The sequence below is a fragment of the Mesorhizobium sp. M0062 genome, from assembly GCF_040323125.1.
Taxonomy (GTDB): domain Bacteria; phylum Pseudomonadota; class Alphaproteobacteria; order Rhizobiales; family Rhizobiaceae; genus Mesorhizobium.
Genome location: NZ_JAMYUO010000039.1, coordinates 27,681 through 43,898, shown reverse-complemented (window position 1 = coordinate 43,898; position 16,218 = coordinate 27,681). Strand labels below are relative to the sequence as shown.

Sequence of the window (16,218 nt, the reverse complement as noted above, 5' to 3'; positions counted from 1 at the left end):
CCGTCGCAGGTCCTGATCCGGCCGCCCGATCCGTCTCCCTGGACGGGCGGCCGGCGCTCCTTACCCTCCCACTTGTGGGGAGGGTCGCTGCGCAGCAGCGGGGTGGGGAGGTGTGTCCCACCGCCCTACGAGATCCAACGGAAGAGCAGCATGACCCCTGGCATTCTCAATCATGGCACCGACGCCCTACCTCTCCCTTGCGGCGAGGTCGGACCGCAGGTTCGGGTGGGGGGCCGGCGCCGCACCCCCACCCCGCTGCTGCGCAGCGACCCTCCCCACAAGGGGGAGGGTAAATGACCATCACCACCACCACCCCGCCACGCGCCAGAAAACTGGTCGGTGCCGGCCGCCGGCAGTGGATCGGCCTGCTCTATGTCGCGCCGGCCGTGGCGCTGGTCGTCGTGTTCTTCATCATTCCCCTCGGCATGACCGCCTGGATGTCGCTGCACAACTGGCCGCTGATGGGCGAGCATTTTTACATCGGCTTCGACAATTACCGGGCGATCCTGCGCGACAACCGTTTCTGGAACGCGCTGAGCTTCACCGCCTACTACACCGTGATCGTCACCATCGTGATCTTCGCCGTCGCCTTTCCGCTGGCGCTGTTCATCGAAAAGCCCAGGCGGCTGACCGGCTTTTACCGGACATCCTTCTTCATGCCGGCGGTCGTCGGCTTCGCCTCGGCCAGCCTGCTGTGGTCGTGGCTGCTCAATGTCGATTCCGGCCTGTTCAGCCCGGCCGCCTACGATTTCGGCCTGACGGCGAAAAAGTTCAACCTCCTGGCGACGTTCCAGCCGGCCTTCTGGTCGATCATCGCCATGGTCGTCTGGAAGGTGGCGGGCTTCACCATGATCATCCTGATGACCGGCCTGCAGTCGATCCCGACCGATCTGCAGGAAGCCGCGATGATCGACGGGGCAGGGCCGTTCGCGCGCTTTCGCGCCATCACCCTGCCGCTGATGCGCCGCACGCTGGCGCTGGCGCTGATCCTGTCGATCGCCGGTTCGATCCTCGCCTTCGACCAGTTCTACATCATCCTGCGCGGCGGCCCGCGCAACCAGACGCTGACCGCCGTCTACTGGATCTTCAACCAGTCCTTCGTCTCGTTCAAGCTCGGCTATGGTGCGGCGCTGTCGATGATCCTGCTCGCCATCCTGGTGGCGCTCAGCCTGGTTCAGCTGTGGCTGCTGCGCAAGCCGGAGGGCATCGACTGATGGCGCAGGCAAGAAGCCGCAGCAGCCGCCTCTGGCTCAGGATCGCCGAGCATTCGACCGGCATGATCGCCTCAGTGCTGTTCATCGCGCCGATCGTCTGGGCCGTGCTGTCGACCTTCAAGCCGGCGCAGGAGGCGCGCCAGCCGCCGCTGCCGCCATGGCCGACGACAGGCTTCTCGGTCGAGAACTACCGCACGCTCGATACCTTTGGCGACGGCCTCTGGCTGCCGGCGCAAAACAGCCTCTATGTCGCCTCGATGACGGTGATCCTGTCGGTCGTCGTCAGCGTGCTGGCCGGCTACGGCTTTTCGCGCTTCCGGTTTCCCATGAAGGATGTGCTCTTCATCGTGATCCTGTCGACGATCATGATCCCCTTCCAGTCGATCCTGACGCCGATCTTCCTGGTGCTGACCAAGGTCGGCCTGCACAACACGCTGACCGGGCTGGTCCTGGTCTACACCACGCTGCAATTGCCGTTCTCGATCTTCATGATGCGCAACGCCTTCGACGCGGTGCCGCGCGAGATCGAGGAGGCCGCGCGCATGGACGGCGCCAACAACGTCACCATGCTGCTGAAGGTGATGCTGCCTTTGGTCTGGCCCGGCATCGTCACCATCGCGCTGTTTGCCTTCCTCGGCGCCTGGAACGAATTCCTCGCCGCGCTCGTGCTGATGACCGACCAGTCCAAATTCACGCTGCCGATCATGATGACGGCGCTTCAGTCGGGCCGCTTCGGCGCCATCGACTGGGGCGCGGTGCAGGCGGGCGTCACCGTGATGATGGTGCCGTGCCTGGTGCTCTTCCTCTTGCTGCAGCGCTTCTACATCCGCGGCCTGATGGCCGGCGCGGTGAAATGACCCGCCGTGAAATGACCACTATCCAACGGAGTGACACGATGACCGTTCAACCAACCGCCAAGCCCGGCAAACTCGCCTTCCGCCCGCTGCCGGTGCCGCAGGTCGATGTCCGCGGCTTCTGGGGCGACCGTGTCGATGCCGTGGCGTCGCGCACCGCCGACATCCTGTACGAGCGCTGCGTCGAGGCGCGCATGCTGGAGCAGATCGACCCGGACCGGCCCTCGCCGGGCGTCGTCATTCCGTTCCATTCGCCGTCGCCCGACGAGGCTGCCAGCCCCGGCTTCACCGGCTCGACGGTGACGACGCAGATGTTCTGGGACTCCGATTGGGGCAAGACCATCGAGACCGCGGCCTATTCGCTCTACCGGCGCAAGAACGCGGCGCTCGAGAAGAAGATCGATGCCGTCATCGACCTCTACGGCAGACTGCAGCAGGAAGACGGTTATCTCTCCAGCTGGTACCAGCGCATCCAGCCCGGCAAGCGCTGGACCAATCTGCGCGATTGCCACGAGCTCTATTGCGCCGGCCATCTGATCGAAGGCGCGGTCGCCTACTACCAGGCCACCGGCAAGCGCAAGCTGCTGGATATCATGTGCCGCTATGTCGACCATATCGCCGACACCTTCGGTCCGGAGCCGGGCAAGAAGAAGGGCTATTGCGGCCATGAGGAGATCGAGCTGGCGCTGGTCAAGCTGGCGCGGGCGACCGGCGAGCAGAAATACATGGACCTGGCCAGGTATTTCATCGACCAGCGCGGGCAACAGCCGCATTATTTCGACGAGGAGGCGCGTGCGCGCGGCGCCGACCCGAAGGCCTATCATTTCAAGACTTATGAGTACAACCAGTCGCACAAGCCGGTGCGCGAGCAGGACAAGGTCGTCGGCCATGCGGTCAGGGCGATGTACCTCTATTCCGGCATGGCCGACATCGCCACCGAATATGGCGACGATACGCTCAGGGTGGCGCTCGACCGGCTCTGGAACGATCTCACCACCAAAAACCTCTATATCACCGGCGGCCTCGGGCCATCGGCGCACAATGAGGGCTTTACCAGCGACTACGACCTGCCCAACGAAACCGCCTATGCCGAGACCTGTGCCTCGGTCGGCCTCGTGTTCTGGGCCAGCCGCATGCTCGGCATGGGTCCCAACGCCCGCTACGCCGACATGATGGAGCGGGCGCTCTACAACGGCTCGATCTCCGGCCTGTCGCTCGACGGCTCGCTGTTCTTCTACGAGAACCCGTTGGAGAGCCGGGGCAGGCACAATCGCTGGAAATGGCATCGCTGCCCCTGTTGCCCGCCCAATGTCGGCCGCATGGTCGCGTCCATCGGCAGCTATTTCTACTCCCTCTCGGACGACGCGCTGGCCGTCCATCTCTACGGCGACAGCACCGCGCGCTTCGACATATCGAACCGGGCGGTCAGTCTGATTCAGACCAGCAATTATCCTTGGGATGGCGCGGTCTCGATCCGGATCGAAGCCGACGCGCCGGTCGAGTTCACCTTGCACCTGCGCGTCCCCTCCTGGTGCGGCAAGGCGGCGCTCAAGGTCAACGGCGCCGCGGTCGATCTGGATGACATCACCAGCGACGGCTATGCCGCGATCCGGCGCGAGTGGCGCCAGGGCGACCGGGTCGAACTCGATCTCGAAATGTCGATCGCCCGTCTGTTCGCCAATCCGGAGGTGCGTCAGGACATCGGCCGCGTCGCACTTGCGCGCGGTCCGCTGATCTATTGCGTCGAGGAGACCGACAATGCCGGCCAGTTGCATCGGATCGCTCTGCCGCGAACGGCAAAAATCGAGGCGCATGCCGAGCCGAACCTGCTCGGCGGCATCGTCACGCTTTCGGCACTTGCCAGCAAGGAAGCGCAGGAAAACTGGGGACCCGGGCTCTATCGCACCGATCCGCCGGCGGTGAGCGAAACGAAAATCACCGCTGTCCCGTACTTTGCCTGGGACAACCGCGAACCTGGTGAGATGCTGGTCTGGCTGCGGGACGGATGAGTTACAGGCTGACGAACGCCGTCAGCGGCAAATGATCCGACGCAACCCGCGACAGCGGCGTGTCATGGGCTTCCACCGACGAGACCATGCCGTGCCGGTTGGCCATGATCCGGTCGAGCGCCAGCACCGGCAGGCCTGAGGGAAAAGTCGGCACCGCCGCCGGCGTGAAACCAAAGGTGGCGTGCAGCGTCTTGAGCGCCGAGCGGTTGCCCAGCCGCCATTCGTTGAGGTCGCCGAGCAGCAAGGTCGGCCTTTCATCCTGGTTGCTCATGATGTCGAGCACGACGCGGGCCTGCTCCGAGCGCGAGCGGCGCAACAGGCCGAGATGCGCGGCGATGACGCGCAGAGTGCGCGTTTCGTCGAGGTCGATCTCGGCAACCAGCGCGCCGCGGGGCTCCAGTCCCGGAAGCTTGATCTGATGGACGTCGCGCACGGTGCCGCGCTTGAACAAAAGCACGTTGCCGCGCCAGCCATGGCCCTTGCCGCTTCCGGAAACCGGCACCGGCACAAGCCCGGTTTCGTGTTCGATCCGGGCAAGGTCGAGCAGCCCGGCGCGATCGCCGAAGCGGTTGTCGGCCTCCTGCAGTGCGATGACGTCGGGGCCGATCTCGCGGATGACGCGGGCGGTGCGTTCGGGGTCGAACCTGCGGTCGGTGCCGATGCATTTGTGGACGTTGTAGGAGGCGACCACCATCTGGGCGCCTTCAATGTGCTTGCGCGGCGTCGCGTTCGCCTTGCGCGCTTTCCTGCCGCGGATCGACAGGAGCACTGTTTCAGGAAGGCTGCGTCCGTTTATGTCCATAGGCCTGCTATTCGATGTCCTGATTCTTTGTTCTATGCATATCGTTCTCTCACAACCGGGACCACTTCGAGGCGGTATGCATTAGAGATAGGGCGATCCCAGCCATAACAACCGGTCAAAAACCCGGATGAGAAATGGCCGCGCTTTCAAGGTTGCGAGTGTGACGGGTTTGGCGGAAGCGATTGCCGCTCCGATGCGCCCTTCGATCTCGGCGGCAAAGCCGGTATCCAGCACCTCCAGGTCGATTTCGAAATTCAGCCGCAGCGACCGGGCGTCGAGGTTGGAAGAGCCGACATAGGCCCAGACGCCATCGACCGACAACAGCTTCGAATGGTCGAATGACCCTTCATGACGCCAGACGCGGCAATAGTGCTTCAGCACCTGGTCGTACTGCGCCGTCATGGCGCGGCCGACCAGGAAGAGATTGTTGACCGCGGGCACGACGATGTCGATCTCGACACCGCGCCGGGCCGCCGTGACCAGCGCGCTGACAAATTCCCGGTCCGGCAGGAAATAGGGCGACATGATGCGGATCGATTTGCGGGCGACGGAAAATGCCCCCATCAGCAATTTATGGTTGGTTTCGATGCTGGCGTCAGGCCCCGACGCCACCGCCCGCACCAGGATCGGTTGACCGGGAGGCGGCGAGGGCTTTTCCACGTGCCAGACCTCGTCCTTGAGGGCCTCGTTGCCGGCAAAACGCCAGTCTTCGGCGGCAACCGCGAACAGGTCGGCCACGACGGGCCCCGTGACCTGGAAATGCGTATCCGCCGAACTGGCGCTGCCGGCGAATTCGGCCGAGAATCCCTTGCGGATGTTCATGCCTCCCGTGAACGCCACCACACCGTCGACGATCAGGATTTTCCTGTGCGTCCTCAAATTCGCATAGGGAAGTCTCAGGCCCATGACGATGTTGCCGTTGAACAGATCGACGGTGACGCCGGCTTCCCGGAGTGTCCCAAGAATGCTGGGCACGGAATAGCGCACGCCCACCGCATCGATCAGCACGCGAACCGTCACACCGCGCCGGACCGCTCCGGCCAGCGATCCGACAAAACGTCGTCCGATCTCGTCATTGTCGAAGATGTAGGTCTCGAGCAGGATGCTGCGCCGTGCGCCGTCGATCGCCCCGCACATTGCCGCGTAGGCTTCGTCGCCGGTCCTCAGGATGGTGATTGCATTTCCCGAAAGCAGGCCGCGCCGCGCCACCCTGTCGCCTAGCGTCTTCAGGCCGGCAAAGCGCTGGCCGAATTCGGCTGAGATGAGTGTTTCGAGCGCAATGTCGTGGTCGTGTTTGGCTGTCTCGGCTTCACCGGCGACGGGCCGCATGGCGCTGATCGTGGCGCGGCGGATGCGGTTGATGCCGGCAATGGCATAGATGATCGCGCCAAGGAACGGCGACAAGATCATCACGCCGACCCAGCCGGTGGCGGCGCGCACGTCTTCCTTGGTCATGATTGCGTGGACGATGCCGATGGCGGCCATCAGCATCGGAATGATCACAAGGATCAGAGGCCAGTAGGTCACAAAGGTCTGCCACATCGGCAGGACTATCGAGCCAGCGGCCGCAGAAGGCAATGTGGGGGATTAGTACCGGGCAAGGGATTAACCAGGACGGAGGCGCTCGCGCCTCAGTCCTTCGCCCGCTCCACATAGGCCCCGTCAGCCGTCATCACCACCACGCGGGTACCCGGCGCGATGTGCGGCGGCACCAGCGTGCGCACGCCGTTGGAAAGCACGGCCGGCTTGTATGACGACGACGCCGTCTGGCCTTTGGTCGTCGGCTCCGTCTCGACCACTTCGAAAGTAGCGCGCTGCGGCAGCACCAGGGCTATGGCGATGCCGTTGAACTGCGAAATCTGCACCGCCATGCCTTCGAGCAGGTAGGGCGCCATGTCGCCGACCACGCTTTCCGGCACCGCGACCTGGTCGTAGCTTTCCGGGTTCATGAAGTGATACCCCTCGGCGTCGGCGTAGAGGAAGGTGTGCTCGCGCTCCTCGACATAGGCGCGCTCGACCTGCTCGGTGGTGCGGTAGCGCTCCGAAACCTTCACCCCGTCGGAGATGCGGCGCATGTCGAGCTGGGTGACCGGCGTACCCTTGCCAGGGTGGATGTTTTCGGCAAAGAGGATCACGTAAAGCTTGCCGTCCTTGTCGACGACATTGCCTTTACGGAGCGAACTGGCGATGACCTTCACCACGGTTTTCAATCCTAGACTTCGTTGGCCTGAAACGATCGTTCGGCGCAAATCGGCTGCGAGAGCCGTCGCCGTAGCGCATCTTGGCCCGAACCGCCAGCCCTGTCAGCAATTCCGTTGCCCGGCAAACCCATGACTGGCGCTTCGCCCTGGTGGACGCCGGATGTTCACGCCGACCGCCGGCCGCGGCTGATGGCCCGCAACGCCATAGCTGCCGCAATGCGCGGCTGGTTTGGCGAGCGGGACTTCATCGAGGTCGAGACGGCGGCATTGCAGATTTCGCCCGGCAACGAGGCGCATCTCTCAGCCTTCGCCACCGAGGCGATCGGCGCCGACGGCGCGCGCCGGCCTCTTTATCTCCACACCTCGCCGGAGTTCGCCTGCAAGAAGCTGCTGGCCGCCGGTGAGCGGCGCATCTTCAGCCTGGGCGCCGTCTGGCGCAACCGCGAGCGCGGCCCCTTGCACCATCCCGAATTCACCATGCTGGAATGGTATCGGGTCGGCGAAACCTATGACAGCCTGATGGCCGATTGCGCCGAACTGCTGAAGCTGGCAGCCGAGCGGGCCGGCGCCAAAACCTTCCGCTTTCGCGGCCGCGAGGCCGATCCGTTCGCCGAACCGGAACGCGTGAGTGTGGCGGAAGCTTTTGCGCGTTACGCCGGCATCGATCTTCTTGCCACCGTTTCTGCCGATGGCGGCACAGACCGCGCCGCACTCCATGATGCTCTGGTCAAGGCCGGCCTGCGCACGGCCGACGATGACAACTGGGCCGATTTGTTCAGCCGGGTAATGGTCGAGAAGGTCGAACCGGTGCTGGGGCAGGGGCGGGCCACCATCTTGTACGGCTATCCGATCTCGGAAGCGGCGCTCGCCCGGCCGAGCGCGGAGGACCAGCGCGTGGCCGAGCGCTTCGAGCTCTATTGCTGCGGCGTCGAGCTCGCCAATGCTTTTGGCGAACTGACCGATCCGGCCGAGCAGCGCCGGCGCTTTGCCGCCGAGATGGACGAGAAGGAGCGCGTCTATGGCGAGCGCTATCCGCTGGATGAGGATTTTCTCGCCGCCCTCGCCATCATGCCGCAAGCCAGCGGCTCGGCGCTCGGCTTCGACCGGCTGGTGATGCTGGCAACGGGCGCGACGAGGATCGATGACGTGATCTGGACGCCGGCCGCCACTCCTTGACGGAAATCGGCCTCGGTTAAACTCACAACCGGTCAAGCCGCGCGTCTCTGGCGGCCGCCGCCGCGGATAGCTTTCGCGCTCCGCTCGGGCGCTTTGCCGCAGCGGGACAATTGTCCGTGCGCCATTGCACAAGCCGCATTGGGACAATAGATGGTGCAACAGCCGCTACCGCCCGGCGCGGCTTCAGCCAGGACCACGCGCATGACCGATACATCAGAGGCAGCGAAATTGACCGACCGCGTCGCGGCACTGGTCGAGGCTGCCAAGCGGGCCGGCGCCGACGCCGCCGACGCGGTTGCCGTGCGCGGCCGCTCGATCGGCGTGTCGGTGCGGCTGGGCAAGGTCGAGAACACTGAGGCGTCCGAGGGCGACGATGTCTCGCTGCGCGTCTTCGTCGGCAACCGGGTGGCGAGCGTCTCGGCGACGGCGGCATCGGACCCCAGGGCATTGGCCGAGCGCGCCGTGGCCATGGCCAAAGTCTCGCCCGAGGACCCCTATCAGGGTCTCGCCGATCCGGCTTTGCTGGTCGGCAAGGTGCGCGACCTCGATCTGTTCGACGCCACCGAGGTTTCGGCCGATCAGTTGAAGGAAGCGGCCCTTGCCGCCGAGGAAGCAGCCCTTGCGGTCAAGGGCGTTACCAATTCGGCCGGCAGCGGCGCCAGCGCAGGCCTCGGCGGGCTGGTGCTTGCCACGTCGAGCGGCTTCGTCGGCCACTATGTCGCGTCGCGCTTTTCGCGTTCGGCCAGCGTGATTGCGGGTGAAGGCACCGGCATGGAGCGCGACTACGAATACTCCTCGAACCAGCATTTTTCCGATCTCGACGCGCCGGAGCTGATCGGCCGCAAGGCCGGCGAGCGCGCCGTGCGCCGCCTCGGCGCCCGCAAGGCGGCGACCGGTCCGGTCAAGGTGGTGTTCGATCCGCGCGTCGCGCGCGGCATTGCCGGTCATCTCGCCGGCGCCATCAACGGCGCTTCGGTGGCGCGCAAGACCAGTTTTTTGCGCGAGATGATGGGCAAGCAGGTTGCGTCGGCTGCCATCACCGTCACCGACGAGCCGCTGCGGCGTCGCGGCCAGGCCTCGCGCCCGTTCGACGGCGAAGGCGTCGAGGGCGAAAAGCTGTTGATGGTCGAGAACGGCGTGCTGAAGCACTGGTTCCTGTCGACGTCCGCCGCGCGGGAATTGGGGCTGACCACCAACGGACGCGGCGCGCGCAGCGGCTCGTCGGTATCGCCGTCTTCGACCAATCTCGCCATCGAGCCGGGCGACAGGACGCCGGAAGACCTGATCAGGTCGCTAAAATCCGGCTTTTATGTCACCGAAGTGTTCGGCCAGGGCGTCGACATGGTGACCGGCGAATACAGCCGTGGCGCATCCGGCTTCTGGATCGACAATGGTGAGCTTGCCTATCCGGTGGCCGAGGTGACCATCGCCTCGAATTTGAAGACGATGTTCCTCAATATGGTTCCGGCGAGCGATCTTGACCGCGATTTCGGCACTGCCGCACCGACGCTGCTGATCGAAGGAATGACCCTTGCCGGAGCGTGACCCGGTCATATCGGCCGGGGCCTCGGAAGACCTCGATCTGCTGCGCGACGCCGCCCGCGAGGCGGGCGCGATCGCCATGCGCTATTTCGGCAAAAACCCGCAAGTGTGGATGAAGGGCGGCACCTCGCCGGTCAGCGAAGCCGACCACGCGGCGGACGCCTATCTGCGCGAGACCCTGCTTGCGGCGCGGCCGGACTATGGCTGGCTGTCGGAGGAAACGACTGACGATCCGGCACGGCTTCTGGCGCGGCGCACCTTTGTCGTCGACCCCATAGACGGCACCCGCGGCTTCCTCGAAGGTCTGCGCTCGTGGTGCGTCAGCGTCGCGGTGGTCGAGAATGGCCGCACGCTCACCGGTGTGCTCGAATGTCCGGCCAAGGGCGAAACCTATTGGGCGCTGCCTGGCCATGGAGCTTTCCGCAACGGCAAGCCGATTGCCGTGCGCTGCCTGGGTAAGACGGTCGAGATCGGCGGGCTGAAGCAGTTGATCGACCTGATGCCGGCGCAATGGCAAAGCCGGGTGCGGCGCGCGGCGCACATTCCCTCGCTCGCCTACCGGCTGGCCATGGTCGCCAACGGCACGCTCGACGCAACCTTCGTCAAGCCCAACGCGCATGACTGGGATATCGCCGCCGCCGATCTCATCTTGCGCGAGGCTGGCGGCGCCGTGCTCGACGGCCATGGCCGCGCGCCGCTTTATGCCGGGGAGATCATCCGTCACGGCGCGCTGGTCGCCGGCAGCGGGCAGCTGCTGACCGTGCTTGCCGGCGTCATTGCCGATACGGAAGCGTGATCGAAGGTTCCAAAGTCGGCAGCTTTGGGCTAGACCTGTCGCAAACTCACAATATGTGAAGGACCGAAATGGCCGCGGAAGACGGAAAGAAACAGCTTTTGCACCTGGTGTTCGGCGGCGAGCTGAAGAAGCTGGGAGGCACCGAGTTCCGCGATCTCGACGCGCTCGACATCGTTGGCGTTTATCCGGACTATCAAACCGCGCACACCGCGTGGAAGGCAAAGGCGCAAGCCAGCGTGGACAATGCCCATATGCGCTATTTCGTCGTCCATCTGCACCGGCTGCTCGACCCTGAAAGCAAGGCCGCCGGTTGACAGCGATGGAGCATGAAGCGGTGAAAGGGCAGCCCACCGGCGCCGCGGTCCGAAGAAGACGCGGCGGCAGTTCGAAGACATTCTGGCGCAAGATCCGCGAGCCGTTGGCGCAGTCGCGAATCGTCAAGAGCATGATCGTCAGCCTGCTCGCCCAGTTCGTCCGCCTGGTGCGCCTGACCAACCGCGTGGTCGAAGGCTCGGCTAAATTTTCAGGCGGCGACTACGCCGAATTCGAACCCGGCATCATCGCGCTCTGGCATGGCCAGCATCTGCTGACCCCAGCCTATTATCCCAAGGGACGGCCGCTGGTCGCCATGGTCTCGCGCAGCGCCGACGCCGAACTCAACGCGCTGATGATCGAAAAATTCGGCATCGAGGCGGTGCGCGGCTCCGGCGGGCGTGAAAGCACGAAGCATCTCGACAAGGGCGGCGCCAAGGCGCTCATCGCCCTGAAAAAGTCACTCGTGGCCGGCAAGAACGTCGCCATGATCGCCGACATTCCCCACGGCACGCCGCGCGACGCGGGGCTTGGTATCGTTCTGCTGGCACGCCTTTCCGGCCGGCCGATCATGCCTGCCGCCATCGCCACCAGCCGCCGCAAGGTGCTGGAAAGGAGCTGGGACAAGACCACCATCAACCTGCCGTTCGGCCGCTCCTCGATTGTCATCGGAACGCCGGTTTTCGTGCCGGCCAATGCCGACGAGGCCGAAATGGAGCGCAAGCGCCAGGAAGTCACGGCCGCGCTCAATGCCGCAACCGCCGAGGCCTATCGGCTCGTGGACGGCAGGCCATGAGCGTCGGCTGGGCGCGCGCCTTCCTGGCGGCCTACCGCCTTGCCGGTGCAGCCGCCTATCCGCTGATGGGTCCCTATGTCGCCTGGCGCACATCGCAGGGCAAGGAAGACCGCAGCCGCAGCCGTGAGCGCTACGGCGTTGCCGGGCGGCCGCGCCCCGAAGGGCCGGTGATCTGGATCCATGCGGCAAGCGTCGGCGAGACCCTTGCGGTCGTGCCGCTGGTGCAAAGCATCCTCGACTACGGTGTCAACATCGTGCTGACGACGGGCACCGTCACTTCGGCGCAGGTTGCCGACGAACGGCTGGGCGACCGCATCATCCACCAATATGTTCCGCTCGACCTGAAGCCGGCCGTCAGCCGCTTTCTCGATCACTGGCGGCCGGACCTGGCTATCATCGCCGAATCCGAGATATGGCCGATGACGATCCTCGAGCTCGGCGCCCGCCACGTGCCGCAGGTGCTGGTCAACGGCCGGCTTTCCGACCGTTCGTTCAAATCCTGGAAGAAGCGCGCCAACATCGCCGAGGCGCTGTTCGAGAACCTCGCACATGTCGTTGCCCAGTCGGATGTCGACGGCGAACGGTTTCGCGCGCTTGGCGCCCGGCCGGTCACCGTGTCCGGCAACCTCAAGGTCGACACCTTGCCGCCGCCGGTCGACGAACGGGCGCTGGCGACGCTGAAGCGCCAGATCGCCGGCCGCCCGACCTGGGCGGCAATTTCGACCCATGACGGCGAGGAGGTGGTCGCGGCGGAAGTCCACGCCACGCTCTACAAGCGCCACCATGGCCTGCTGACGATCATCGTCCCGCGTCATCCCGACCGCGCCGAAGCGCTGGCCGCACAGATTTCCGGCATGGGCCTGAAGCTGGCGCGGCGCAGCAAGGGCGACCGGATCACCGCCGACACCGATATCCTGCTCGGCGATACGATCGGCGAGATGGGGCTTTATCTCCGGCTGACGGAAATCGCCTTTGTCGGCCGCTCGCTGACCTCGGAAGGCGGCCAGAATCCGCTGGAGCCGGCCATGCTCGACACCGCTGTGCTGGCCGGCCGCAACGTCCAGAATTTTCGCGAGGCCTATCAGCGCCTGCTCGACAGCGGCGGCGCCAAGCTGGTGCGCGACCGCGACATGCTGGCCGGCGCCGTCAATTTCCTGCTGAGCAATGAAGTTGCGCGCCATGAGATGATGGCGGCCGGTGCCGCCACAGTCGACCAGATGCGCGGTGCGCTGGCGCACACGCTGAAGTCGCTCGAGCCTTATATCCAGCCATTGATCGTCAAGTCGCGCCTGAAGGGCGCCGACGGGCGATAGGTGGCGTCGGAAGCACCACCTTTCTGGTGGGAAGCGCCGGACTGGCGGGTCTTTGCGCTGTCGCCGCTATCAGCGGTCTATGGCATGGTCGCCGGCCGCCATATGCATCGGGCGATACGTGAAAAGATCGACGCGCCAGTGCTTTGCGTCGGCAACTTCACCGTCGGCGGCAGCGGCAAGACGCCGGTCGCCATCGCGCTGGCCAAGCAGGCCCGGCGCATGCAGCTCAATCCCGGATTCCTGTCGCGCGGCCATGGCGGCTCGTTCGCGCAGCCGCATGTCGTCGATGCCAGTCACGACGCTGCAAAGCATGTCGGCGACGAGCCGCTGCTTTTGGCCGAGCACGCGCCGGTTGCGGTGAGCCCCAACCGCGCTGCCGGCGCCAAGCTGCTCCTGGAAGCCCATGGTTGCGATTTCCTGATCATGGATGACGGTTTTCAGAGCGCGCGCATCCATATTGACTATGCGCTGGTCGTCGTCGACGCCCGCTACGGCATCGGCAACGGCCGCGTCATTCCGGGTGGACCGCTGAGAGCCAACATCGTCGACCAACTGGTGTTCACCGATGGGCTGTTGAAGATGGGCGAGGGCGCTGCCGCCGACAAGGTCGTGCGCCAGGCGGCGCGCGCCGGCCGGCCGATCTTCGAGGCGCATGCCGAGCCCGCCGCCAAGGAGCGGTTCGCCGGCCGGCGGTTCCTCGCCTTTGCCGGCATCGGTCACCCCGAAAAATTCTTCGAGACGCTGCGCGGCACGGGCGCGGAAGTGGCGCTGAGCCGGTCGTTTCCGGACCATCATTTTTATGCCCCCGACGAACTCGCCGAACTGGCGGCAACCGCGCGCCGTGAGGGACTGGGCCTCGTGACCACCGCCAAGGACGCAGCCCGGCTGCGCCACGGCGCTGCCCCGGCCGATTTCCTCGCTGAACTCGCCGTGCTGGAGATCGACGCCACGTTCGAACTCGACACTGTGCCGGAGCGCATCATCGACGAGACGCTGGATGCCTGGAGACAGCGGAAGCTGCGAGGGTAGGGCGTGCAGCGTCACGCGGAGATGCTGGCGGGACAGCACCCCCCTCTGGCCTGCCGGCCATCTCCCCCGCAAGGAGGGAGATCAGCAGCTTTGCCAATGGCGCTCATTCTGCAACGCTGTTGATTTGGCGAAAGCAAAGATGATCATCCAATCTCCCCCGTTGCGGGGGAGATGTCCGGCAGGACAGAGGGGGGTGTGAAGGAACGCGACCAACGGCTCTGTGCGCGCCTTTAACCCCGGCTGCGCAGGTCCGGATGCATCTCGATCTCGCGGCGCAGCGAGGCGGCGGCGCTGACATAGGGCTCCTGCCTGGCGACGCTCCAATATTTGAGCTCGTCCAGCGGAATGCTCTCGCCGGTCACCGCGCAGCGCACGAAGGCGCCGGGGCTGGTGACCTGGAAGTCGCCGTCGAGATAGCGGATACGGGCTTCCTTGCCGCCGGGGCCTTCGAAGCGGTTCATCATGGAGTGGTGCCAAGGTTCATGCTGATTTCATCGCCATAAATTGCCGGCAAGGTCAAGCTTGACGCAATGCTGAGGCGCTATTGTCGCTCCAAACCATTCTTATGGGACCGGTATGGACATTTCATCCGCCCGCCTGACCGCGCTGCTGCGTGAGGCCATGATGTTGGCAGCATTGCCGTCGGCGAAGGCCGATCCGGCGAAAGCAGCACTTATAAAGGCGCTGGTGCAGCCGCCGACGCCGTCCGGCGCGCCTTTGCAGCAGGCAGCGGCGCCGGCGCTGCAGGCGCTGTTGTCCGCAGCCACCGCAAAGGGGCAGCAGACGGGTTCTGCCGAGGTCCTGCAAGCCTATCTGGCCCTTGCCGAGCCTAGTGACGCCACGCCCGACGATACCGGGCCGACAACCGCTGCGATAGGCAAGGCGACGCCAGCCAACGACGATGCACAGCGCGGTCTGCCGCTGCCGCCGGCAAGGGCCGAAGATGGCGCTGCCGCAAAGCCCGCAGGACTGCCCTGGTTTGCGCTTCTCGCACCCGTGGTTTCGCCGCAGCGCCGCGCTGCCACCACCGATATGCCAATGAAGCGGGAGCAGGCGACGTCTGGGCCGAATGACGCGGCCCAGCCGCAAGGCCGAAAGCAGACGCGTGTCGGTCTGATGGCGCTGGCAACCGGGTTTCTGGCCGTCGCCATTGTCGGGCTAGCCCTGCTGGTGCTTCGCTGAGCACCGAACGATCGCCGCTATCGCTCGGCTTCGAGGAATGCTTCCATCTTGTCCATCGCCAGCCCCGCCTCGACAGCGATACGGCGTGAAAGTTCGGCGGCAGCCGTGCGTGGCCGCCCCAGCGGTCGGTCGAGCCAGTACGACACCGGGTTCAGCGCCGTGCGCTCGTCAACGGCGACGATGCGGCCTGCCTCCAACTGGTGTCCGGTCAGCGGTGGCCGCGCCAGCGCGATGCCGAGCCCGTAAGCTGCGGCGTCGAGCACCAGATTGTAGTCCTCGAAGCGGCGATCCTGCGGGCGCGGGCGGTAGTCCATCCCTTGCGCGGCAAACCAGGCACGCCAGCCGGAGGCGTCGGAATCGTTGATCAGTGGAAACCTCAGCAGCCGGGCCGGGGCGCCGCGGCCGATCTCGCGGGCAAGGCCGGGCGCGGCGACGGGAAAGACATGTTCCTCGAACAGCTTCACCGAGATGCGGCCCGGAATGCCGCCGCGGCCGCAGCGGACCGACAGGTCGATGCCTTCATCGGCAAGGTCGGCCTGGCGGATGTCGACGTCGAGGACGATGCGCAGCTTGGTGGGATTGTTCTCCAGCGCCGCCATGCGTGGCATCAGCCACAGCCCGCTGACGGAGGGTATCGAGGTCAGCCGCACCACGGCGGTGCCGCGCGGCTCGACCCAGCGGTCGGAATGGCTGGAGATCAGCGCAAAGGCTTCCGCCGTGCGCAGATGCAGGCGGTTGCCCTCGATGGTCAGCGAGACGCCGCGCGCGCCGCGGTCGAACACTTTCAAGCCCAGCCAGTCCTCCAGCTTGGCGATCTGCCGGCTGACGGCGCCGTGGGTGATGTTGAGCTTCTCGGCCGCGGCCGAAAAGCTCCCCGTTCGCGCCGCCGCATCGAAGGCGCGCAGGGTCTCGAGCGGCACCATTGTGTCTGAGCTGTGATCCATAGTCACAGGTGATCCTCGATTTGATCGTTTGTCAACGGCGCCGAAAAG

At 65.3% G+C, this 16,218-nt stretch carries 16 protein-coding genes; 11 read left to right on the top strand and 5 right to left on the bottom strand.

Annotated features, from left to right (window positions below):
• Positions 1–293 precede the first annotated feature (293 nt).
• The 3 genes from NKJ64_RS28985 to NKJ64_RS28975 are packed head-to-tail and all read left to right on the top strand — an operon-like array spanning position 294 to position 4,077.
• Complete coding sequence (locus NKJ64_RS28985; RefSeq protein WP_023682952.1) at positions 294–1,214, top strand: carbohydrate ABC transporter permease; 921 nt, start codon at positions 294–296, stop codon at positions 1,212–1,214.
• Positions 1,214–2,071 (top strand): carbohydrate ABC transporter permease, encoded by an 858-nt coding sequence (locus NKJ64_RS28980; RefSeq protein WP_023682951.1) that lies wholly within the window; start codon positions 1,214–1,216, stop codon positions 2,069–2,071. Before NKJ64_RS28985 ends, NKJ64_RS28980 begins: the two co-directional genes overlap by 1 nt.
• Before the next feature lie 38 nt (positions 2,072–2,109).
• Positions 2,110–4,077, top strand: a complete 1,968-nt coding sequence (locus tag NKJ64_RS28975; RefSeq protein WP_352463733.1) for a glycoside hydrolase family 127 protein — start codon at positions 2,110–2,112, stop codon at positions 4,075–4,077.
• 1 nt (position 4,078) lies between these two features.
• On the opposite strand, the gene NKJ64_RS28970 is transcribed toward NKJ64_RS28975, so the two are convergent.
• The 3 genes from NKJ64_RS28970 to efp form a co-directional block, all read right to left on the bottom strand.
• Positions 4,079–4,879, bottom strand: coding sequence for an endonuclease/exonuclease/phosphatase family protein (locus tag NKJ64_RS28970; RefSeq protein WP_023671569.1), 801 nt, complete (start codon positions 4,877–4,879; stop codon positions 4,079–4,081).
• 81 nt (positions 4,880–4,960) lie between these two features.
• Positions 4,961–6,421: a phospholipase D-like domain-containing protein gene (locus NKJ64_RS28965; protein WP_023671570.1), complete on the bottom strand. Its 1,461-nt coding sequence runs from the start codon at positions 6,419–6,421 to the stop codon at positions 4,961–4,963.
• A gap of 89 nt (positions 6,422–6,510) precedes the next feature.
• The gene (efp, locus tag NKJ64_RS28960) at positions 6,511–7,080 is read right to left on the bottom strand and encodes an elongation factor P (RefSeq protein WP_023682947.1); all 570 of its coding nucleotides are present in this window, start codon (positions 7,078–7,080) and stop codon (positions 6,511–6,513) included.
• Between the two features lie 129 nt (positions 7,081–7,209).
• Between efp and epmA the strand changes: the two genes are divergently transcribed.
• From epmA to lpxK, 7 genes are all read left to right on the top strand, one after another.
• On the top strand, positions 7,210–8,256 hold the full coding sequence (gene epmA, locus NKJ64_RS28955; RefSeq protein ID WP_352463732.1) for an EF-P lysine aminoacylase EpmA: 1,047 nt from the start codon (positions 7,210–7,212) through the stop codon (positions 8,254–8,256).
• 201 nt (positions 8,257–8,457) lie between these two features.
• Entirely contained in the window at positions 8,458–9,801 is a 1,344-nt protein-coding gene (locus NKJ64_RS28950; RefSeq protein WP_352463731.1) for a TldD/PmbA family protein, read from the top strand.
• Positions 9,788–10,594, top strand: a complete 807-nt coding sequence (locus tag NKJ64_RS28945) for a 3'(2'),5'-bisphosphate nucleotidase CysQ (RefSeq protein ID WP_352463730.1) — start codon at positions 9,788–9,790, stop codon at positions 10,592–10,594. Before NKJ64_RS28950 ends, NKJ64_RS28945 begins: the two co-directional genes overlap by 14 nt.
• 68 nt (positions 10,595–10,662) lie before the next feature.
• Complete coding sequence (locus NKJ64_RS28940) at positions 10,663–10,908, top strand: DUF4170 domain-containing protein (protein ID WP_023682943.1); 246 nt, start codon at positions 10,663–10,665, stop codon at positions 10,906–10,908.
• Between the two features lie 5 nt (positions 10,909–10,913).
• Positions 10,914–11,702 carry a lysophospholipid acyltransferase family protein gene (locus NKJ64_RS28935; protein WP_023682942.1) on the top strand — a complete coding sequence of 263 codons (789 nt, stop codon included), beginning with the start codon at positions 10,914–10,916 and terminating at the stop codon, positions 11,700–11,702.
• Positions 11,699–13,015, top strand: coding sequence for a lipid IV(A) 3-deoxy-D-manno-octulosonic acid transferase (gene waaA, locus NKJ64_RS28930; protein WP_023671577.1), 1,317 nt, complete (start codon positions 11,699–11,701; stop codon positions 13,013–13,015). Before NKJ64_RS28935 ends, waaA begins: the two co-directional genes overlap by 4 nt.
• Positions 13,016–14,044: a tetraacyldisaccharide 4'-kinase gene (gene lpxK / locus NKJ64_RS28925; RefSeq protein ID WP_023753739.1), complete on the top strand. Its 1,029-nt coding sequence runs from the start codon at positions 13,016–13,018 to the stop codon at positions 14,042–14,044.
• Between the two features lie 230 nt (positions 14,045–14,274).
• Here lpxK and NKJ64_RS28920 read toward each other — a convergent pair whose 3' ends face one another.
• Positions 14,275–14,508 (bottom strand): DUF2093 domain-containing protein, encoded by a 234-nt coding sequence (locus NKJ64_RS28920; protein WP_023694434.1) that lies wholly within the window; start codon positions 14,506–14,508, stop codon positions 14,275–14,277.
• Positions 14,509–14,620: 112 nt separating this feature from the next.
• On the opposite strand from NKJ64_RS28920, the gene NKJ64_RS28915 reads away from it, so the two are divergent.
• Complete coding sequence (locus NKJ64_RS28915; protein ID WP_023753738.1) at positions 14,621–15,226, top strand: hypothetical protein; 606 nt, start codon at positions 14,621–14,623, stop codon at positions 15,224–15,226.
• Positions 15,227–15,243: 17 nt separating this feature from the next.
• Here NKJ64_RS28915 and NKJ64_RS28910 read toward each other — a convergent pair whose 3' ends face one another.
• Positions 15,244–16,170 carry a LysR substrate-binding domain-containing protein gene (locus NKJ64_RS28910; protein ID WP_352463729.1) on the bottom strand — a complete coding sequence of 309 codons (927 nt, stop codon included), beginning with the start codon at positions 16,168–16,170 and terminating at the stop codon, positions 15,244–15,246.
• Positions 16,171–16,218: the final 48 nt, after the last annotated feature.